At 46.5% G+C, this 20,103-nt stretch carries 21 protein-coding genes and 1 pseudogene; all 22 read right to left on the reverse strand.

Going from position 1 to position 20,103, the window contains the following annotated elements:
* Positions 1-88: 88 nt before the first annotated feature.
* The 22 genes and pseudogenes from E5336_RS04665 to E5336_RS04755 all read right to left on the reverse strand — a co-directional run bounded on the left by E5336_RS04665 (position 89) and on the right by E5336_RS04755 (position 20,045).
* Positions 89-967: a MurR/RpiR family transcriptional regulator gene (locus tag E5336_RS04665; protein WP_135979911.1), complete on the reverse strand. Its 879-nt coding sequence runs from the start codon at positions 965-967 to the stop codon at positions 89-91.
* 445 nt (positions 968-1,412) lie between these two features.
* Positions 1,413-2,117 (reverse strand): hypothetical protein, encoded by a 705-nt coding sequence (locus E5336_RS04670; RefSeq protein WP_135979912.1) that lies wholly within the window; start codon positions 2,115-2,117, stop codon positions 1,413-1,415.
* 29 nt (positions 2,118-2,146) lie between these two features.
* The gene (locus tag E5336_RS04675; RefSeq protein ID WP_135979913.1) at positions 2,147-3,124 is read right to left on the reverse strand and encodes an HNH endonuclease domain-containing protein; all 978 of its coding nucleotides are present in this window, start codon (positions 3,122-3,124) and stop codon (positions 2,147-2,149) included.
* Between the two features lie 14 nt (positions 3,125-3,138).
* Entirely contained in the window at positions 3,139-3,450 is a 312-nt protein-coding gene (locus tag E5336_RS04680; RefSeq protein ID WP_135979914.1) for a nucleoside triphosphate pyrophosphohydrolase, read from the reverse strand.
* Between the two features lie 15 nt (positions 3,451-3,465).
* Positions 3,466-3,627, reverse strand: a complete 162-nt coding sequence (locus E5336_RS12365; protein ID WP_168353551.1) for a hypothetical protein — start codon at positions 3,625-3,627, stop codon at positions 3,466-3,468.
* Between the two features lie 469 nt (positions 3,628-4,096).
* A pseudogene (locus tag E5336_RS04685) lies at positions 4,097-4,507 on the reverse strand (protease Lon-related BREX system protein BrxL); the annotation flags it as partial.
* 228 nt (positions 4,508-4,735) lie between these two features.
* Positions 4,736-6,721 (reverse strand): AAA family ATPase, encoded by a 1,986-nt coding sequence (locus E5336_RS04690; protein WP_135979915.1) that lies wholly within the window; start codon positions 6,719-6,721, stop codon positions 4,736-4,738.
* Between the two features lie 32 nt (positions 6,722-6,753).
* A complete protein-coding gene (locus tag E5336_RS04695; protein WP_135979916.1) occupies positions 6,754-7,251 on the reverse strand; it encodes a hypothetical protein in 498 nt (165 codons plus the stop codon).
* Positions 7,252-7,268: 17 nt separating this feature from the next.
* Positions 7,269-7,418: a hypothetical protein gene (locus E5336_RS12370; protein WP_168353552.1), complete on the reverse strand. Its 150-nt coding sequence runs from the start codon at positions 7,416-7,418 to the stop codon at positions 7,269-7,271.
* Positions 7,419-7,594: 176 nt separating this feature from the next.
* The gene (locus tag E5336_RS12700; RefSeq protein ID WP_353885358.1) at positions 7,595-7,897 is read right to left on the reverse strand and encodes an isoprenylcysteine carboxylmethyltransferase family protein; all 303 of its coding nucleotides are present in this window, start codon (positions 7,895-7,897) and stop codon (positions 7,595-7,597) included.
* Positions 7,867-8,058, reverse strand: a complete 192-nt coding sequence (locus tag E5336_RS12705; protein ID WP_289123077.1) for a hypothetical protein — start codon at positions 8,056-8,058, stop codon at positions 7,867-7,869. The genes E5336_RS12700 and E5336_RS12705 overlap by 31 nt, the downstream gene beginning before the upstream one ends.
* A 142-nt stretch (positions 8,059-8,200) precedes the next feature.
* Entirely contained in the window at positions 8,201-9,415 is a 1,215-nt protein-coding gene (locus tag E5336_RS04705) for a CapA family protein (protein ID WP_168353553.1), read from the reverse strand.
* A gap of 23 nt (positions 9,416-9,438) precedes the next feature.
* Positions 9,439-9,795 (reverse strand): hypothetical protein, encoded by a 357-nt coding sequence (locus E5336_RS04710; protein WP_135979918.1) that lies wholly within the window; start codon positions 9,793-9,795, stop codon positions 9,439-9,441.
* Positions 9,788-11,041, reverse strand: coding sequence for a Y-family DNA polymerase (locus E5336_RS04715; protein WP_135979919.1), 1,254 nt, complete (start codon positions 11,039-11,041; stop codon positions 9,788-9,790). Before E5336_RS04715 ends, E5336_RS04710 begins: the two co-directional genes overlap by 8 nt.
* Positions 11,042-11,161: 120 nt before the next feature.
* Complete coding sequence (locus E5336_RS04720; RefSeq protein ID WP_135979920.1) at positions 11,162-11,839, reverse strand: HAD family hydrolase; 678 nt, start codon at positions 11,837-11,839, stop codon at positions 11,162-11,164.
* A gap of 101 nt (positions 11,840-11,940) precedes the next feature.
* Positions 11,941-13,191 (reverse strand): glycoside hydrolase family 140 protein, encoded by a 1,251-nt coding sequence (locus tag E5336_RS04725; RefSeq protein WP_135979921.1) that lies wholly within the window; start codon positions 13,189-13,191, stop codon positions 11,941-11,943.
* Between the two features lies 1 nt (position 13,192).
* Positions 13,193-14,605 carry an L-fucose/L-arabinose isomerase family protein gene (locus tag E5336_RS04730; protein WP_135979922.1) on the reverse strand — a complete coding sequence of 471 codons (1,413 nt, stop codon included), beginning with the start codon at positions 14,603-14,605 and terminating at the stop codon, positions 13,193-13,195.
* Complete coding sequence (locus tag E5336_RS04735) at positions 14,584-16,047, reverse strand: FGGY-family carbohydrate kinase (RefSeq protein WP_168353554.1); 1,464 nt, start codon at positions 16,045-16,047, stop codon at positions 14,584-14,586. The genes E5336_RS04730 and E5336_RS04735 overlap by 22 nt, the downstream gene beginning before the upstream one ends.
* 4 nt (positions 16,048-16,051) lie before the next feature.
* Positions 16,052-16,981, reverse strand: coding sequence for a transketolase family protein (locus E5336_RS04740; RefSeq protein WP_135979924.1), 930 nt, complete (start codon positions 16,979-16,981; stop codon positions 16,052-16,054).
* A complete protein-coding gene (locus E5336_RS04745; protein ID WP_338400916.1) occupies positions 16,978-17,787 on the reverse strand; it encodes a transketolase in 810 nt (269 codons plus the stop codon). The genes E5336_RS04740 and E5336_RS04745 overlap by 4 nt, the downstream gene beginning before the upstream one ends.
* Before the next feature lie 26 nt (positions 17,788-17,813).
* Positions 17,814-18,716 (reverse strand): alpha/beta hydrolase, encoded by a 903-nt coding sequence (locus E5336_RS04750; RefSeq protein WP_135979926.1) that lies wholly within the window; start codon positions 18,714-18,716, stop codon positions 17,814-17,816.
* Positions 18,717-18,728: 12 nt separating this feature from the next.
* On the reverse strand, positions 18,729-20,045 hold the full coding sequence (locus tag E5336_RS04755; RefSeq protein ID WP_135979927.1) for a PTS sugar transporter subunit IIC: 1,317 nt from the start codon (positions 20,043-20,045) through the stop codon (positions 18,729-18,731).
* Positions 20,046-20,103 lie beyond the last annotated feature (58 nt).

Here is a 20,103-nt window from a genome sequence, read left to right on the forward strand (position 1 = left end):
AACAGACGAAGGAGCACTTAAAACTTTGTTTTATGAAAACGATTTCAGCGCGGTCTTTTGACGAAACTTCGCGAAAAAAAAACACCAATCATTCTTTGAGATCGGTGTTTTTGAGGCGCCCTTGTTCGAGCTGTCTTGCGCTGCGCTGGCGGTACGCGTCGTTTTTTTCGTACTGGCGTTCGAAGACGGACGCGAACAGGACGTTGAATACGTAGTTGAGCGATTCCTCGGTCGAGAAATTGGCAACTTTGGTGTAGAGGCGCTCGCGCGAGCACATGGTCAGGATCGTGTCGGTGCTTTGGCGCAGCAAGTTGTCGCCCCCGCTTGTGATGCCGATGAGCGGGACGTTGTTTTCGCGTAAATACGGCACGATGTTGAGGGGCTCGACGCTGGCGTTGTTGCCGGAATACGACACGATGATGGCGACGTCGTGCTGGTCGAGGCGCATGGCTTGCATGCCCATTTCCCGGGAATTGGAAATTTCAACGACTTTGCCGATGGAGAGCATCTTGCGGCGAAAGAGTTCGGCGACGCCGGTGTTGGGCGAGATGCCGAAGATCATGACGCGGCGGGCGCGGACGATCAAATTCGTGCAGCGAACGACCTGGTCGAGGTCGAGATGGTCGCGTGTGTCTTCGATCGTTTTGATTTGCAGGCTGGCGATCTTGGTGGCGATGTCGCTGGTCGTGTCCCCTTTTTGAAACGGATAGTTGAAGTCGACATCGGCCATTTCCTTTTCGACTTGCCCTTCCCGAATCAAATCTTTTTTGAGGTCTTTCCATCCTTCGTAGCCAAGCGTTTTGGCGAACCGGACGATGGATGCCTTGGATGTGTACGTGTGGGTGGCGATTTCCTGGATCGAATACGTGTGGATCGTGTCCATGTTTTTTAAGATAAACTCGCCAATGTTTTTGCGGCCGTCATCGTACGTGACGACGAGCTCTTCGACTTTTTGAATTAGAAACATATCTTCTTCCCCTTTATTTTTTTCTATCCCTGTTCTGATTTTAGCGGATATGGGTTGAAAAACAAGGGATTTTATCAAAGATACTTTCTAGCATTTTTTAATAACTTGTTTTTGTCTATGAATATCGCATCAGAAAAAGCGAGAATTGTCAATTAGGACTTCTTACATATTCCTCTAATCCTTGGCGTGTACTATACCTAAAGAATCTAAAGCTCTTGTGTAAGATATGTATTTTTCATTGTTTGACATTTCATCTGTAAAACTCAAAACATATTCAAATTCTAAACCTTTTTCCTCTCCATAAGTAAATTCTTCTTTATTGCTATTTATGATTTTTTGAATATTATCTCTATTTTTATAAATTAAAATGGCACATCTAGCTCGAGGATTTTAATTCCTGAGAAGAGCAGTCAAATTGATCAATCATTTCTCTATAACTCTCTCATCATTCCTCCATCGCTTCATAAAGTGCTTCCTCACATTCTTCTTCAGAATCGTAATCACTTGGGTCGATTTCATAGTCGATATACGCTGAATCATGAGAATCATACCAAGCCAATTTTTCTTCGTATAACGCCTCATCGTAATCCTCTTCCGTTTCATAATCTTCCGGATCAAGGTCGGCAAAAAAGAAGCAGTCATCTTCCCGTTCTTCGCGCCAGCCGTATTTCATTTCATAAAGCGCTTCGTTGTATTCCTCCTCCGTTTCATAATCTTTAGGGTCGATCTCATACGACCATTCATAATCGCATGTGTCCCTCCACCCATACTTCGCCTTTTCCAGAGCTTCCTCGTATTCTGCTTCGGTTTCATAATCTTCCGGATCAACATCGTAATTCAAATCAATTTCACAGTAATTTCGCCAGGCTGTTCTTTCCTCTTCTAAAGCTTCTAAAAATTCATCCTCTGTTTCATAGTCTTCTGGATCAAGATCGCAATCGCTATAATCTTCACGCCAACCATACTTTGCTTCATAAAGATCGTCCTCATAGTCTTGTTCCGTTTCATAATCATTTGGATCAAGACCATATATATCACCATCCTCGCAATTTAACCTCCATTTATATTTTTCCTCAGCTTTTCTTTTCTCAAACAGTTTATACATAAAGTAAACTTTTAACCAGGTAATGTCATTTTTTTTCCTTTCCATAAAAATTCTCCTTTTTTATAAAAACCTTCTTACAACCTCAATGCCACATAAAACTTCTGTACATAGTTATTGTCCATCGCCACCTGTAACTTCTCATGATATTTTGGATCCTTTACGATTTCTACGAGCCCCTTGTTTCTTTCTTCCAGTCTTCGAATGACTTCCTCGGAAGGGACGGAATTGCTTTTGGAAGAGTTGACCGATTTTGATGTAATGACCAAATTCCAAATGTCATCACTATACATGAAGGACCACGGTATGACATGGTCAATGGAAATGTCATTGGCTTCAAGAACTTTTCCGGTATAGAGGTCAATGATGTTTCCGTCTTCCGTTTGCGTCAACAAAATGTGCTTGAACTTCGAGAGATTGTTTCGTCGTATTTTGGCATCCGAAATTCCTTTTACCTTTAACGCGATTTTGGGCGCGCTATTGAACTTTTCAAGCAACTGGGCCCACTTGTAGTTTAAAAGCTGTGACAAAATGAACGCGTATTCTTTGATTTCTTTCACCTGCTTTCGAGTAAACATGACATGCATGTTTGACCGGTCGAGTTTGTAAATCTCGTTCTCGACAGTCTTTCCATCCTTTTTCGTGTTTTTAAACCGCCAGCACACATCCACCTTCAATGTTTTCGCGATTTGTGAAATGCGTTCCGCGTAAAAAGCAGGATTCGACATTAAGTCCTGCTGCGCCCGGTCAAACCATACTGGAATATTCGAACGTCGCAAATCCTTCACAAACTCGATGCATTTTTCCGTTTCCTGCACAAGGATCGGCCTTTTGTTTGGATTTGGACTTTGCTTTAAATTGAAAAAATATGTCTGATTCCAATAGTATTTGAGCATCTTCTCGGCAATTTGAACAAATGGAATTACCAGATCATGGTTTTCATCTTTCGATTCATAAATGATCTCGATCAATGCGCGTCCCCAAGCCAGCTTGTACGTGTTCTCGTTGTTCATGTTCTCGATAATGTCCAGCCACAAATTGATATAATCGGTCATCGTTTACTCCTCGATCACATATTCCAAAAAGATCTTCTTTTCAAACTTTCCATTCGATTTTGTCTTTTGGTTGACAAGATCTCATTTAAATCCAATCCGTAGCTTTTCTGCAACGCTTCCAACACCTCGAGCACATCGGCCATTTCCAAAATCATCGCTTCTTTTGAAGGTGCATCCCTGAGCTCATTCACTTCCTCTAACAGTTTTTGCTTGAGCGTTTTTCGATATGCCGTTTCATCCAGACTGCATATCTGGCAAGTTTTTCCATCTTTCGTGATCATTTCCGGAATCCGGTCACGCACCAGCTTGTTATAAACGATTTTCATCTTGTTTATCCTCGATCAATTATCCTGTAGAATAATGTCTCTTTGCACGATTGCCTCATATTGCCCAAGAGATTCTATTTCAACTTCCATAGATTGATGAATGGATGGAAACTTCCACATTTTCTTCATTCCCTGCTGATATTTATTTTTGTTTTTCTGAGCCATCGTTTTCTTCATTTTCACATCCTATTTCTCTCTTTATAAAAAAATAATAAGCAACAATCATCCTCTTGCGAACATCATTGCTTATTGTGAAACAAAATATCGTAATTTTTGTATTACTTTTTTTAAATATTATAGCAGGGTTTGTAAGCGCTTTAAAGAATAATTGATGATGAATTATCTTGATTGGCCTAATGATCAAGTACCCGCTATATCTTGGATCTAAATGTTGTAGTCCATCATAAATAAAAATTACTTTCCAACTACAGGAAAGAGAGGTGTTGATCATACACCTTTTACACCGTCAATCGCAGCAAACTATCATACACAAATAATTCCCTTTATTTAAAGCTGATTTACATTTTTCTAGGGGAAAGTCTAACCATATTTCACACTTTTCTAGGGGAAAATCGCGTAAAAAAAGTGGCATCCATCTTTCTTCTCCGGTTTTAAAGAAAGAAAATTTCTACCACTTTTATTCCAATTACTCTACACCTAACGCTTTGAATACCGCGTCCTTCGGATCCGTATAAAAAATTAATTGAAAATGACCAATCAGTTCTGCCGGTACTGACGCCAGATCCGCAGCCGATACGATGGGAAGCAACACTTTTTTGGCTCCGCAATCCAAACACAACTGCAACGTATGCGCGAGCTCATCCACTTTATGGAGGGTTCCGGCAATCGAAATATCGCCAAGAACAGCAGTACCGCTGATGACTGATTTTCTTAAGCCAATCGACACTAAGGAAATCGTCGCCGATAACGACAACGTATCCGTCATCCCAATGCCTTGCAAGTCTTGCACATTCAAAACAAAATCATTGTTGGCCATGGACAAGGAACGGCTCATTGTGCTGACGTTCGCTTTTAAATAGTTATAGGCTGTATTTACCGCTTCTTTCGCTTTTGAATCAAAGGTATGACCTTGTCGGACGTTTCTTAATCATTGAAAACAATCATCCTCAATTCTACCTTCAACATGTTTGGTGATGAACCGGAGTAAGTATATACTGTTCGACTCGGTTAAACTAATACATATAACAAATAATTTATTTAAAGCATCAAATTACTCTCGTGATAAGAAAAGGCTTCGTGAAATCCTTTTCTTATGAATAGAAAGTTAAAAATTTAAATATTTATTCCTCAATGTTAGCTTCAAAGATGCATTCGTCAAGATTTGTTGTTTCGCTTTTTCTATATAATCATTATCAAGTTCCTTATTCGCAAGTCCTTTTGATATTTCTTTTTTCAAATTACAAATCAACAATAGTTTCTCATAATCCCTTTCTTGAATGATTTCTTTAATTTCTAATATCTTAGATTCATATACACCCTCTATATTAAAATTTGTAATCTCCTGCAAATTGGATTTCATCCTTTCTAAAGAACTATCTTCTTCTATTTTTTGAGTGGCTAATTTCTCATCAATTGCAGTTTTGGTACTCGTTAATGCTATTCTTTCTATTTTTTTTTCTACAATAGAGAAAAACTTATTTTTAAATTCTTTTATCCTATCGCTATAGTCTTGCGGAAAAAATATCTTCAGCACACCATTTAAAACGCTATCGTCTAGTAATAGCATTTCAATTTCATTAACCGGAATAACTACTATATTATTACTTTGGGCATTCTCTATATATCCCTTCGAATGATTATCTCCATCAATTATTCCATACGCTTCAGCATTTAACCATGTCATTTTAGATAAAACGCTTCGATATCTCACAACTTCATGATGTCCTCCCACTGGAATAATAGTATATTTTTCTCCCAAAATAGCTCGGTAGATATAATAATCTAAGCTTGATTTATCATCTCCTTCGCAAAACACGATTGGTTTATTGCTACCCAATATCTCTGTCATTAATGTTTGAGGAAGTTCAAAGTTATTATCTAAAAAATCAAATTCCCATTTATTAGGGTATTCGAACTCTTTGATCCAAGCAATTTGAATTCCATTTCTTCCAAGAACAAAGTCAATTGAATGAGTAATAAAAATAAACTGGCAATCCTTCCTTTCTTCTAATAACAAATCCCATAAAGTATTCGTTAAAGAAGGATTTAAATATGTTTCAGGTTCATCTACAACAATAAAGCTATCTTTTTTAGCCATTAGAACACTCATGATATAATATAAAACTGACTTTTCTCCTTCAGAAAGTCCATTCACATGGTAATGTTTATCTCCTTTTTCACAAAATAAATGTTGGAAGGACTCTGGATTATATTTCAATTGAATATTAGGAAAAAGTGTATTAAAAATCCTTCTTGTTTTATCAAAGACAGTTTTATCATTCTCAGATTTAATTCCTTTATCATGACATTCCGTTAAATATGAAACATGATTTGCTCCCATAGCTATAATTAATTTAGTAAACTGATTATTTTGAAAACAGAAATACTCATAATCATTAAACGTTTTGCTTTTGTTAATATTATTTTCTAGCAACATTTTCTCTAAATCTAACATTCTTGTAGTCAACACATTTGAATCATTCAATGAAAAGAATAAATTTTTTTGTGCTGGAATAACCGAGATATATTGCTTATCTTCACCTTTTAAAGCATTTGCCAAACTTGTCTTTCCACTTCCGTTACCGCCGATTAAAACAATATCATTCTTATATTTCGAAAAATCTTGTAACAAAATTATACTTGCAAAGATTTTAGATAAATCCTCGTAATATAATAACTCGTAAAATATATATTGATTTCCAAATACTAACAGTTCTGAATCATTAGATGATAGAAGATTATTTTCATTTTGCATATAATCTGATTGTAAATATTGATTATACAGTAATATACATTCATCTATCAAATTATTCATATGTTTGCTCAACATATTTTCTTTTACAATATCTAAATTAATTAAAGAATTTAAGAACTCGATTTGTCTATTTACATAACCACAATCATTTTTATAGAGTTCATCAAATCTATCTTCGGAATAAATTACTGGCTTCCCATTTACATTATCCGTCGTTCTCAATTTGAAAGTGTCTAAATAAAATCCTTTTAAAATATCATAATTATCGTTCAAATACTTCTTATACGCCTCCCAATAGTATTGGATTTTATTTAATTGCTGTTTTTTATCTTCCATTTTCTTCACCTATGTATCACTTTTATAATCTATCATTTTTTGATTGATTTATTTTTATTTCCTTTTGGTCCCAGATTGCGAATAGCTTGAGCGCAAATCTCTGTTAACGGTTCGCCAATAGCTGCTTTATAATTAAATCCAAGCAATTGCATTGTTTTAAGAGTATCGACAGTTATCAACTCTTTAATTTGTTCAAAACTATTAAGTTGATCATTTTCATCAAATTCTCCAAATTTTTTAAAAATATCTAATGCTTTCGTAATTGTAGCCTGTAAATGTTTTATATCTTCTTCACTAATATTAATTCTCTCTACTTCCGATCTATACTCTTGTGCAATATGTACTGCTTCTTCTCTCTCGGTAAGTAATTCGCTGATTATTTCATCATATGCATTACGAATATCTTCAATATTTTTTTCGTTTTTTATTACTTTAACTCTTTTTCTTACAGCCGAAGCAGTCCCTTTTACAGCCATTTTTCCAAGTTCTACGCCTAATTCAGCTATATGTTGAGCATATAAATCATCCATTTTTTTCTTTCTCCTTCTTATTTATCAAAATACTCCAACTCTTTTAATGACAAGCCTTTTACTAGGATTTGCTTATCCTTTTCTTCAATTGGTTTTAATTTCTCTAGTGCTTTAAAATAATCGAGATCACCAAAAATGCTATTATTTGAAGCACTGACTAAAATCATCTTCCATTCCGTTACTCCGTCAACATGTCGGTCTTTCGGTAAGCCCGCATCTGTATCTTCGATTAGAATAAGGTCCCCTTGTTTTCCTTTTAAATAAACTCATAACATCAACACACAAACGGAATCAAATGGTATTTTACTTTCCGCTCGTACTCTTTATATCCATCTGATATTTTTTATAATATCTTCGTTTTATTCTCGATTCGCTTCACCAGAATGAGAGGATAGGTCAAAAAAATCAGAAATGAATATGAAGAACCGAGGACTAATAGCATTGATAAGAACAAGAACACGGTTATCATATACATCGGATGTCGAACAATCCCATATAACCCGGCATCAATGACTTTTTGATTTTTTTGACCTTCAATGATGGGGGATAAATATATATTCTCTCTTAATACTTCCGCATCAAAAGATACAATCCAAAGAAAAAGAGGGTTCCAAATCAAATTACCCAGTTTGGCAAAATCAACCATTGATAACGCACATTCAACCCGGCAATCGTAAAGCCAGCCACAAACATGACTCCACTCAATACGATCGTTGTTCTTTGTTCCAATTTTTCTTCTTTTACCTTCAGCCGTTTAGCAAGTAACATGGGATTTTTAACTATTATAACAAATCCTGCAATAAACATTGAGATAAACAAAACCCCTATAAATAGTTAACCATTACAATAACCGGATGTTCTGGCACATCCAAATCAAAATCCTATTACTAGAAGCACTCCAGCTACAAAACGAACTAAGCCTCTTATCAATAATTTTGTTTTCATCTTCTTATTCCACAATTGAAATTCCCGAATCAGCAAACACGCCATTCACCTGCTCATCAAGCCACTGTTTTGTAAACAACGTCGAATACTGCCGCTGCGAATGCGCCTGCGCCAGCTGTTCCGTATAGTCTTTCAACGGATAAATGTGAAAGTTCGTGTACTCCCCCTCAAAATGATTCACGATCGGAATGATTTGCGGATCCAGCACTTCCACCTGTTTTTCACCCGTCTTCTTCAACGTAAACTGCGCAATCGCGCCCACTTCGTACATATCCTGAAACGTCTCGTCGGCCCGGTCCACCAAATACGCCGAAGAAATCAAATTACCCAGCGAATAAAAGCACAACGTCTTGTTACCATTGGCCCCCGTCAACCAGGTCGCCGACTGAATCGTGTGTGGATGGTTGCCCACGATCACATCGGCTCCCGCGTCCGCGATCTGCTGCGAAAGCACGGTCTGCGCCTCGTTCAATTCATACGTAAACTCCGTGCCCCAATGCATGCACACAATGACGCAATCGCTTTGCGCCTTCGCTTTGGCGATATCGTCCATCAACACCGCGATCCTGTCGCTGTACGCGTCCCAGAAAATATTGACCCGCCAGTCCGTATCCGCCGGCTGGTTCGTCGCGTATGTCCACGAAACGACACCGATCCGGATCCCGTTCACATCCGCGAACGATACAGCGTCCCGCTCTTCCGGTGACAAAAACGCCCCCGTATGGCCAATGGACTGCGCGTCCAGATTTTGAATCGTCTTCTCCAATCCTTCCACGCTGCGATCCATCGCGTGGTTGTTGGCCAGCGTCACGTATTCAATCGAATTGTCCTTCATGTTTTTTGCCGTCTCTGCCGGCGCGTTAAAACAATAATCCGCGCCCGCCAAACCAAGCGCCTCTCCCGCGATTGGCACTTCCAGATTCGCCAGCGTCCAGTCGTCGTTGGCAAAATACGGCGAAAGATCCGCCATATAGTCGCCCCAGCCTCCATTGCCAAACGCGTTCACGAAGCCATCCTCCAGCAGCAAATCCCCCGTCACCGTGATCCGCGCCGTATCCGCCGGTTCTTCTTTTTGCTCGACCACATCCTCGTTCTTCGCCGTTGTCAAACGGGAAGAAACAAACGCGTGGACTCCCCAAACGATCCCGCCCGTCAACGCGAGCGCAACCCCCGCAACCAGCGCGATTCTTCCTTTGTGTATTTTTCTTTTTCTCTTCATGGATAAAAACCTTTCCTTATCCATTATAAGATCGGTTCCGTTTCGTTTTCAATCCTCGACTTTTCCACAATCTCCATCTCCACCACCTTCAGCAAGTCGATTTTCCGTTTCACGATATCAATACGACGTTCTTCCAGGCAAAAACGCGACACCATCCCTGTCACTTCCACAAACACATCCTCGCTTTGAAACACGACCCGCAGTACATCGCCAACCCGCACTTGCGCCAGCGTCACATCCAGCTGCTCCCGCTCATCCTCCGAAAGAACGCGCGGGGGCACGATCACTTTTTCCTGCTGCGCCAGCAAATCCCGGAAGCCAGCCAGCGCGTCAAACGACTGAAAGAGCTGCGCCCGGGCCGCGCGGTTGCCCTTATTCATGATGGCCTCCAATGAGCGTGTTTCGCGTTTTCGCTGTCGCTTTTTCCAATGCGTCCGTTCCCCGCCATATCGCGTTGCGACCATATTTCTGTTTGATCTCCACAAGAACTTCCTGCATTTTTTTCTCCTTTTCCAACGCGTCCACATCCGTGAACAAATCCCATTGCTCCATTTCTTCCTCGCAAAGATGTCCAAACGAAAGCCATAACCGGCGAATAGGACGATCCTTTTTTACGATTCGCCAAAACAAACCGACGCATTGCTCCCGCAGCACGCGGTAGGAGCTAGTCAAAACAGCCAGCGTTTGACTGCCATGGGAGGAAGAGCCGGCCCCTTTCGCATAGCCAATACCTAAAGAAAGATGCCCCGTCACCAAATGCCGTTCCGTCAGCTTCAAAACATTGTCATCCACCATTTCCTTAACAACCGTCAACGCGTCTTCCGCGTTGTATTCCTCGAATAAAATTTGCGACGCGGAAAGACTATGCGAACGGGGGACATATCGCTTGATATCCGCGATCTCCACTGGTTCGCGTCCCCACGCGTGGTCGATCAAATATTCCGCGTTGACGCCAAATTCCTTATATAAAATTTCAGGATCGCACCGCGTCACGCCATACAAATCGTAAATTCCATGCTGTTCCAGCCGTCTGGCAATGCCCCGGCCAATCATCCAAAAATCCGTCAAAGGCCGATGATGCCACAACGCCTCGCAAAACCGCCGCCGATCCAAAACACCGATTCCTTCGGGATCGTGTTTCGCCATGATATCCAGCGCGACTTTCGCCAAAAACAAATTCGTGCCAATCCCGCACGTCGCGACGATTCGTGTCGACGCGTAAATATCCGCAATCATCATTTGCGCGATTTGTTTGGCGTTCTTTCGATACATTCGCTGGTACGATGTCACATCCACAAACGCCTCGTCAATCGAATACACATGGACATCGTCGCTGGAAACATACTTTAACAAGATTTTGTAAATTCTTGCCGAATACTCCATGTAGCGCTTCATCCGCGGTCTGACCGCGATATACGGCACCGTCTTCGGAATCTCAAACAGCCTGCCCCGGCTTTTCACGCCAAAGCGCTTGATGGCCGGCGTGGCCGCCAGCGTAATCGCGCCAGGGCCTCTGGAGGCGTCCGCCACGACCAGGTTGACCGCAAACGGATCCCAGCCCCGGTCCGCGCACTCCACCGAAGCGTAAAACGATTTTAAGTCGATACATAAATACACTTTATCCATATTTCCACGATCCTTTTCTTTATATTATCAAAAAATATGGATTTTATAAATATAAATACAGAAATAATCATAAAAAGAAGGCGATTCAAAGCCTTCCTGTATTTTTCAACCCTTTCGATTTCACCGAATTGTCTTGTTCGCCTCCAAAATCGGCGGCACTTCCAATACGCTCGATACCATCCAATACGATTGTTCCATTTCCCTTCCCTTTTTTAAATGAGCCCGATTGACCCATATCTTCCGCCAGCCAAGCTTGCTTGCCGGCACGATATCCCACCAATACCCTTTGGCGATATGAAAATGCTCCCTGGTCCTCAAATCAAATTTTTGTTCGGCCATTTGAAAAAAGCGCAAATCCGGCTTGTAGCACTTTGTATTTTCCGCCACCAGCCAGTCATCAAACCAATGTTCCAGCGCTTCCACATACCAACGCATCATCTGGTGCGTCGTATTCGACAAAAGAACGAGTTCATACCCCATTTCTTTGAGGACGCGAAGGGCAGCCAGCACATCCGGGAACGGTTGAAACGTTTTATGAACCAGAATCACCCGCTCATATTGCGAAGCAAACCCATCGCAATTCATTTCCATATCGCAATACGTAAGAGCCTGCAAAAGCAATTCGTCATACTTCATAAAAGATTCCCCATACATGAGCCGATCCTCGTAGCTTGAAAAAATATGGATCGCCTTTTCGCTAGACAACCCCTGTTCTTTCGCGATCTGGCCAATCAAACCATACAAAGGGGACGGATCCAACAGCGTTCCATAGCAATCAAAAGTCAAAATTTTCTTCATAATCCACTCCCGTATTTCTCCTGATTTCATTTTACCATTAAAAAACCGAAGCTCTGCAAAACTTCGGTCAAGAGAAAAAGAAAGTAAATTCACAAAACCAGTCAACGCTCCAAAATCACGAGCACGTCGCGATGGAACGGATGCATCGGAAGCGTATCCGTATCCTCAGTAAATTCGTTGATCGAAATATAGCGCGTTTCCAAGTCGACGATCGTTTCTTTGTACCCTTTTAGCGAAATCGTCGTCTTCAACGCGATATTGTATGGAACATACAACGCGTAGCCATTGCTCGTTTTCGCCACCCGGACCCGCTCGTTTTCCTTGGCTAGTAGCGTCTCATCCGGCACCAAGTCGTACAAATCGTACAAACCGATCAAATACGCCATATAGCCATAGTCCCAGGCCCCCTGGAAATGAATCGCCTCCTGCCATGGCTTTGGCGTGGCGAATCCCTCGCCAATCGAGGAGCCAAACGTCGTTCCTGCCAAATGCCAGCTGTATATTCCGGCCGCTCCGTACGTGATGCCGGCTCCGGCGCCCGAAAGCACGCTTTCCCACGCCGCCCGGACAATATCCTCCCGGTGCCAGCGTCCGCTTTTGCCGCCCGAAAAGCCCATCTCCTCATAACAAGGCTCGCTGTTGATCAGCGGCTTGCCCGGATATTTTTCCATCATCTCCAAAGCGAGCTTGTACGGCATCGCCAAGTCGTTGTGGTTGTGGCCGCTTTGATACCACAGAAGATCCAGATTTTGCTCCAGTTCTTTCGGAATGTACGTGTAGCGGCCTTTGATATGCGTCGTATACAGACAATCCGGCGCGAGCTGCCGCAAACGGTTCGCCGCCTCGACATAATACGATTCGCAAAGCGGCGTGTTGAAATCTGTATCCCCGCTAATCACGTAAATCGGATCGAACTTCGTAAACGTTTCATGCACTTTGTCGACATAGGACTCGATCGCCTCAAACGGCATCGTCCCTTTGGCGTAAAATTTGCTCGCCCACGTGTCGGGCACATAGTTGCACCACAAGACGACAAGCGCCAGTTCAAACCCGTATTCCTTCGCGACGGCGCACAACTTGGCCGCATGGTCGAAATACGCGTCGTTCAAATGAAAGTAGTCCCACTTGCCATCCACTTCCAAAAACGGATCATACCGAAGAGAAGTCGGCGAGGCGTCCCACTGCGGCAAAATATTGATTTGCAGCGCGTTGAACCCTTGCTCCTTTCGCTTTCGCAAATAATAGATCCAGTCCTCGTCGGTAATGTTCGTAAACGCCGACCAGCACGTGTCCGCCAAGTAGAAGAACGGCTTTCCATCTTTTAAAAGATTGGTCTTTGTCGCTTTCAGCATCTTACTCTCCTCTCAATACGGCATCCATCGCCGCGTCTTGCGTATCGTAATAATCCGATTTCAAATCCGGAATGAATTTCAGCGCTTCGTGCAGCACCGGCAGCACGTCGGCATGCACGCCCACGCAATGGTGGATATACGGGCCTTCCACGATCTTCGCTTCGAGTTTTTTCAAATTTTCCACCTCGATCCAAACGTATGTGCCCTGGTTTTTCGGTCCGTCGATACCTTTGGCGTGCCCCATCAGCAAGCGGTACTCCCCGTTGTCGCCATCAAAGCGGACAATGCTCATGTCGCCGCCTCGAATCTCGCCATGCAGCGCCCCCGGATGGGAATAGTTAAACGCGAACGGCGCGCCAAATCTCGGCTTCTCCTTCATAAGCGAAGCCGGCCACGGCCCGCAATGCTGGAGCAACTCCCCGTTTTCGTTGGTCGGATGCGGCACCGTCCAGTCCGCGAAAAACGGCACTTGCTCTCCCCGTGTGGCCGCCTGCACGATCAGCGACGTGATCGCCCCGTGGATATCCGTCTCGCAAACGACCGGATAGCCCTCGTCGTTGAGCAGCGAGTTGGCTACGCAAGGAAACAAGCCGATATGCCCTTGCAGCGCGTTCCAGCACTGGATGGCCGCCGCCTTGCAGCCAAACCGGTCCATGAGCCGCTTCATCGCGCATTTCAGCGCCGCCGTGGAACGAACCGCCGTTTCCGGCACGTCGATGTGCATCGTTTCGCGCATCGTCTGCGCGACCGCGTCGATTTCCGCTTCGCCCACCTGCTCCATTTCCTCTTTCAGTTCCGGCAGCGACACCGGATGGACCCGCACATTGAAACGCTCGATCAGCTCTCCTTCGTTGACCATGACCGTCCAGAAGCCGGCCGGCCGCGTTCCGATTTGTAAAATGGTCATGCCGTCGAGTTCCTTGACGACTTGCGCGGCCCGCAAAAAGTTGTCCAGACGCCACGCGAAATACGGATCGTCCAGACGACACATATTCATATAGGAAAACGGAACCTTGAACCGGCGCAAGATCTTCCCGGTCGCGAACAGCCCGCATTGCGAATCCCGCAAACGCGCTCCATTGGCCAGCGGCGCCTCGTCTTTCGGTCCCCACAAAAGAACCGGCTTGCCTACCGCTTTCGCGACTTTAGCGACCAAATCTTCCGTGCCAAAGTTGCAGTGCGGAAAAAAGAGCGCATCCACTTTTTCGTGTTTCAAAAAATCGACGATCGCGTCGACGTCCTTTTCGTCAAACAGCAGCCCTTCCTCGTTGATATGGATAATGTCGACAAAATCGACTTCCAGTTCGTTCAGCCGTTCCAAAATCATCCCGTTGTATTTCAAAGCGTCTTCCTTGCTGAAAATATCCCTTCTCGTGCCGACGACGCCTAGTTTTAAATCGTATTTTCGTTCCATGGTTCCCTTTCTCCTTTCTTCACGTTCGCCATCATGAGCGCGCAATCAATCGCCCGATGATAGCGCGCCAGCCACGCTTCCCGAACCGGCAGCGCCATCTTCGGCTCGAAAACGATCGTTTCCCGCGCAAAATCCTTCTTTTTCGAACTAGCCAGCCATGCGCCCATCGCCGACAAGTCCGGATGATGGCTGACCTCGATTATCCGACCCGATAAATCGGCCAGCAGCTGCATGATGTGCGGGTTTTTCGACAACCCGCCATCGACATGGATCGGCTTGCTCGTTGGCTCGAAGCAGGCCAGCGCGTCGCAAAGCTGGCACACGACGCCGCGAATCACGCCCAGCAAAAAATCACGTGGCTCGCTTTGGCGGTCGACGCCGACAAACATCCCTTTCGCCATCGGGTTCCAGTACGGGATGGAAAGACCTGTCAGCGCGGGAACAAACAGCACTTCTGTCTTTCGTTCAAACAGCGCGTCGTCCAGCTCGCCATAGCTTTCAAACCAGTCCATATCCTCACAAGCCCAGTTCAAACTCTCGCCGTTGCAGTTGACAATCCCCTCCACGCCATAGGCGCGCTCGTCTTTTAAACAATAGGCCAACACGTTTACCAGTCCGTTGATTTGCGGCTGAAGCGTGGACACGTTCATCATGATCGAGCTGCCCGTCCCCAATGTCATTTTCATATCGTATTCATTCGTGCAGCGCTGGGCGAAAAACGCCGCCTGGCTATCGCCCATCACCCCGCGAATCGGCACCGGATCGGCGAGAATGCCATCCACATCGCTCATGCCGAACACTTCATCCGAGCATCGGATTTCCGGCAGCCATTGCCGGTCGATCCCAAACAGCGCGCACAGCTCGTCGTCCCATGCGTTCGTGCTTACATTGTACAGCAATGTTCTCGAAGCGTTCGTATGGTCGGTTGCGTGGATTGCGCCTTTTGTCAGTTTGTAAAGAAGCCAGCTGTCCATCGTGCCAAAATGAAGACAATCCGTATCGCAATCCACATGGTCAACAATCCACTTCATTTTCGTCGCCGAAAAGTACGGGTCGATTTTCAATCCCGTCTTCGCGACAACCATCGGCTCGTGGCCCTGGCGAATCATCGCCTTGCACAGCGCGTTGGAACGCGCGCATTGCCACACGATCGCGCGGTAGAAAGGCATTCCTTCGCGATCCCAGGCGACGACCGTTTCCCGCTGGTTCGTAAGGCAAATCGAGTCGACCGCCACCTCGTTTCGATGCCGGTCCATCAAATCCCGGACACACGTCTTGACGTTGTCCCATATCTCGACGGGATCGTGTTCCACCCAACCCGGCTGCGGATAGTATTTGCGATGCGCCTTGCTGGATTCATCCACAAGGCCCCCTGTCTCGTCGATCAAATACACTTTGGTTGTCGTCGTGCTTTGATCCACCGCAATCGTGACCCGCTTCATCGGCTTACTCCAGCAGGGCACGCGCCTGGGCCGCGATGGCTTCCGGCACGAGTCCATAGTATGCGAACAGCTGCGCGCTCTCGCCTGTAATGAGCGACTCGTCCGGCAGTCCGAGCGCCTTCACTTTACATGGCGCGTATTCGCACACGACCTTCGCCACCATGGCGCCCAACCCGTTCGTGACGTTGTGTTCTTCGAGCGTGATGATCTTTCCTGTTTCTTTGGCGGCCGAAACGATCGCCTCTTCGTCGAGCGGTTTGATCGTATGCATATCAAGCACCCGCGCCTCAACGCCTTCCTTCTTCAGCAAGTCGGCGGTGTCGCATGCCGTCCTGACCATTTCGCCCGTCGCGATGATCGTCAGGTCGCTGCCGCAACGCAGCTCGATCGCTTTGCCGATTTCCAGATCGAAGTCGTCGTTTTCGTGCACTTCCTCGACCGGATTGCGGCCGACCCGGATATACGTAGGGATGGAATCGTCCATGATTGCTTCCATCATCTTTTTCGTTTCATGAAAGTCGGCGGGAACGAGCACGCGCATGTTCGGAATGGCCGACAGCACCGCCAGGTCCTGCAGCGAGTGATGGGACATGCCCAGCGCCCCGTAGCTGACGCCCGCGCTGATCCCAATGAGTTTGACGTTGATGTTGGAGTACGCGACGTCGACTTTGATTTGCTCGATGGCGCGCATCGTCAAAAAGCTGGCGGGCGAAGCGGCAAACGGCTTCTTTCCCGCGCTGCCCAGACCGGCTGCGATACCGACCAGATCCTGCTCGGCGATGCCGACTTCCACCGTGCGTTCGGGATACGCGTTGGCAAACGGCGTCAGCGAGGCGGATCCTCTCGAATCCGAAACGATGATAACGATGTCTTTGTCCGTTTTCGCTTTTTCCATCAAGGCGTCGCAAATGGCGACGCGGTTCGCTTTTTTCATACCGCTTCCTCCAGTTCCTTGATTGCCTGCTCGTATTGGGCTTCGCCAAGCACCCCGTGATGCCACGACGCGATGTTTTCCATAAACGACACGCCTTTGCCTTTGGTCGTGTTGGCCAAAATCAAGGTCGGCTTTCCTTTCGTATGGCGGGCGATCGTAAACGCGCTGATCAAATCGTCGTAGTCGTTGCCGTCGATTTCAACCACGTTGAATCCAAACGCCTCGTATTTTAAGTGGATGTCTTTGAGCGCCATGACGTCCTCGGTCGTGCCGGAAATCTGCAAACCGTTGCGGTCGAGAATGAGACACAGGTTGTCGAGTCCGTAATGAGCGGCTGCCATGGCCGCTTCCCACACGCTGCCTTCGGCTTGCTCCCCGTCGCCCATCAGGCAGTACACGCGCCAGTCTTTGTCGTCCATTTTGCCGGCGATCGCCATGCCGACGGCAACGCACACCCCGTGTCCCAGGGCGCCCGTGTTCATTTCGATGCCGTCGATTTTATTGTTGGGATGCCCGATGAGGCGGGAGCCAAATTGCGAAAACGTGGCGAGCTCCTCTTTTTCCAAATAGCCTTGCTGCGCGAGTACGGCGAACAACGACTCGGCAACGTGGCCTTTGCTTAAGACGAAACGGTCGCGCTCCGGCCAGTCCGGTTCGTCGGGCCGGTGGTTCATTTCCACGTTGTACAGCGTGTTCAAGATGTCGATGGAAGACAGCGAGCCGCCGACATGACCGGCTTTGGACGCGTAACACATCGTGACGATGTCCTGACGCAGTGCGTTTCCGCTTTGAATCAGTTCCCTCATTTCCATATATTCTCCTTTGCTCTAAATCAATCTTTCATAAAATCGGGATTGAACGGCAGCTCGCCGTACATGCCTTCGGCGACGTCGATATAGTTGGACAGCCATTCCTCGCACAGTTCGAACCAGTGGTACACGTGCGGATTTTTGTGCGAATCCTTGCGCGCCGTCGTCCGGTCCGCCAAAGCCAGCCCGTGCTCTCCTTTTTCAAAAATGTGCAGTTCAAACGGAATGTCGTGTTTTTTCAAATTCCACGCCAGCTCGATCGAGTTTCCCACATCGACAAGCTGGTCCTCGTATGTGTGCCAGATAAACATGGGTGGCGTGTGCTCGTCGACCTTGTTGAGGCAGTTGTACGCCTCGACTTGCTCGTCGGTTGGATCGTCGCTGCCAAAGAATCGCATGTTGCCGGTTTGTTTCGGACGCATCATGAGCGGCCCGCTCTCACCGACTGGCATTTTTTCCGCTTTGCCGGCCGCGTAGCACGGTATGGCTAAATTGACTTTGAGACATTCGGGATCGCACCCTAGTTTTTTAGCGATCCAATCCTCGTGCCACATCGTCGCGCATTCGATGGCCAGATGCCCGCCAGCCGAAAAGCCGCACACGATGATTTGGTCGGTATGGACGAGATATTCGTCTGCGTGTTCCCGCACCCATCGTATAGCCATCATCGCTTCTTCAAACGCGTTGCGCGGCACGTTGGGTACGAGGTCGCGGGTCGTGTACCAGAGCACGCCGGCGTGACAGCCGATCGAGTTGAAGCGCAGCGCGATGGGCTCCGCCTCCCGGTCGGACGTGAAGGCGTACGCCCCGCCTGGCAAAACCAGGACGAAGGGGCGTTTTTTACCTACGTTGTATTCGTTGGAGTTGTTTAAAAAGTATGTGTCGAAGTGCGCTGTTTCATTGAGCGGAATCGTTTTACAGATCATGGCAAGTCCTTTCTACGCTTCCTGCACCTTTTGTGCTTTTTCCTCGTATTCCTCGGCGATTTCCTCCATGGACTCGCCCATTTCCTCTTTGTACATCTGGGCGTCGGAAATCTTGAAGAACGGGAACCAGATGAGGCAGCCGACAGCGATGTCGATAATTTGCATCAGGGCCGCGGTCCAGCCGCCTCCCATGAAGCCGTTGATGACAACCGGCAGTCCAAATGGAACTTGCACACCGGTCAATGGCGGAATGAGTCCCATCACGGTCGCGAAGTACGGAATGAGAAGCTGCACGATTGGCGTTAAAATAAACGGAATCGCCATGATTGGATTCAGGATGAGCGGATAGCCAAAGACGATCGGCTCGTTGATCACGAACAGGCCCGGGATGCCGGCCAGTTTCGCCAGCTCTTTGTTTTGTTTCGCTTTCGCGAACAGGAACATGACGATGAGCAGCGACAGCGTTCCTCCCGCGCCGCCGATCCCGGCGTACAAACTATAGAAGGTGTTGCCTAAAATGTGCGGCAGTTCGCTTGCTGGCGTTCCAGCCGCGTACAGTTCCATGTTTTCAAGCGCCATTGGCATGTAGACCGCGCTGACAACCGTTCCGACAACGAGCGATCCGTGGATTCCAAAGAACCACAAAATCATTTGTACCAGAACGATCAGCACGAGCGACCAGATGCTTCCGCCCACGTTCATCAATGGCGTGGCGACGATCGAGTAAATCATTTCCGCGAACGATCCCCAAGGGGTGTACGAGAAGATGACAGCGATGGCGATGAAGATCAAGCCGACCAGGATCGCTGGGATCATCGTCGAGAAGGTCGCAGCGATCATGCCTGGCACGCTTGGCGGCATTTTGATTTTGAGCGCGTCGCATTTCATGAGCGCGGCGTAAATACGAGTCGCCAGCAGCGAGGCGATCAAAGCGGTAAACAAGCCTTGCGCGCCCATGTAGCTCATCGTCAGCGCACCTTCGGTCAGCGGCGTGGCGATAAAGAACGCGAATAAGGAAATCAATCCGCCCGGGATCTCGTCGACTTGCAAGTGGTGCGCGAGGCGGTACCCGATCAAAAACGCGGCGTAAATCGACAGGCAGCTTGTCGTCACTGTGGAGGCGGCGAGCAGGTAAGGCGTGACGCCGATGCTGGCGATAAAGTTGGTCCAAGGTTCGATTGGCAGGACGGCGAGCAGCAGCGCGATCGAGCCGATCATCGTAATAGGCAGTGTTCCCATCAATCCTTTTGAGATGGAATCAAGATAGATGTTGGCCTGAAACTTGGCAGCGAATTCCAGGACCCGGTCAATGGTTTTGTTGTTGTCCATAATCTCCTCCTAACGGTTTGTAACCGTTTTCTTGCTTTCATTTTAGCGCAAAAAAAGC

Origin of the sequence: Dubosiella muris (assembly GCF_004793885.1) — a bacterium.
In the GTDB taxonomy this organism is placed as follows: Bacteria; Bacillota_I; Bacilli_A; order Erysipelotrichales; family Erysipelotrichaceae; genus Dubosiella; species Dubosiella muris.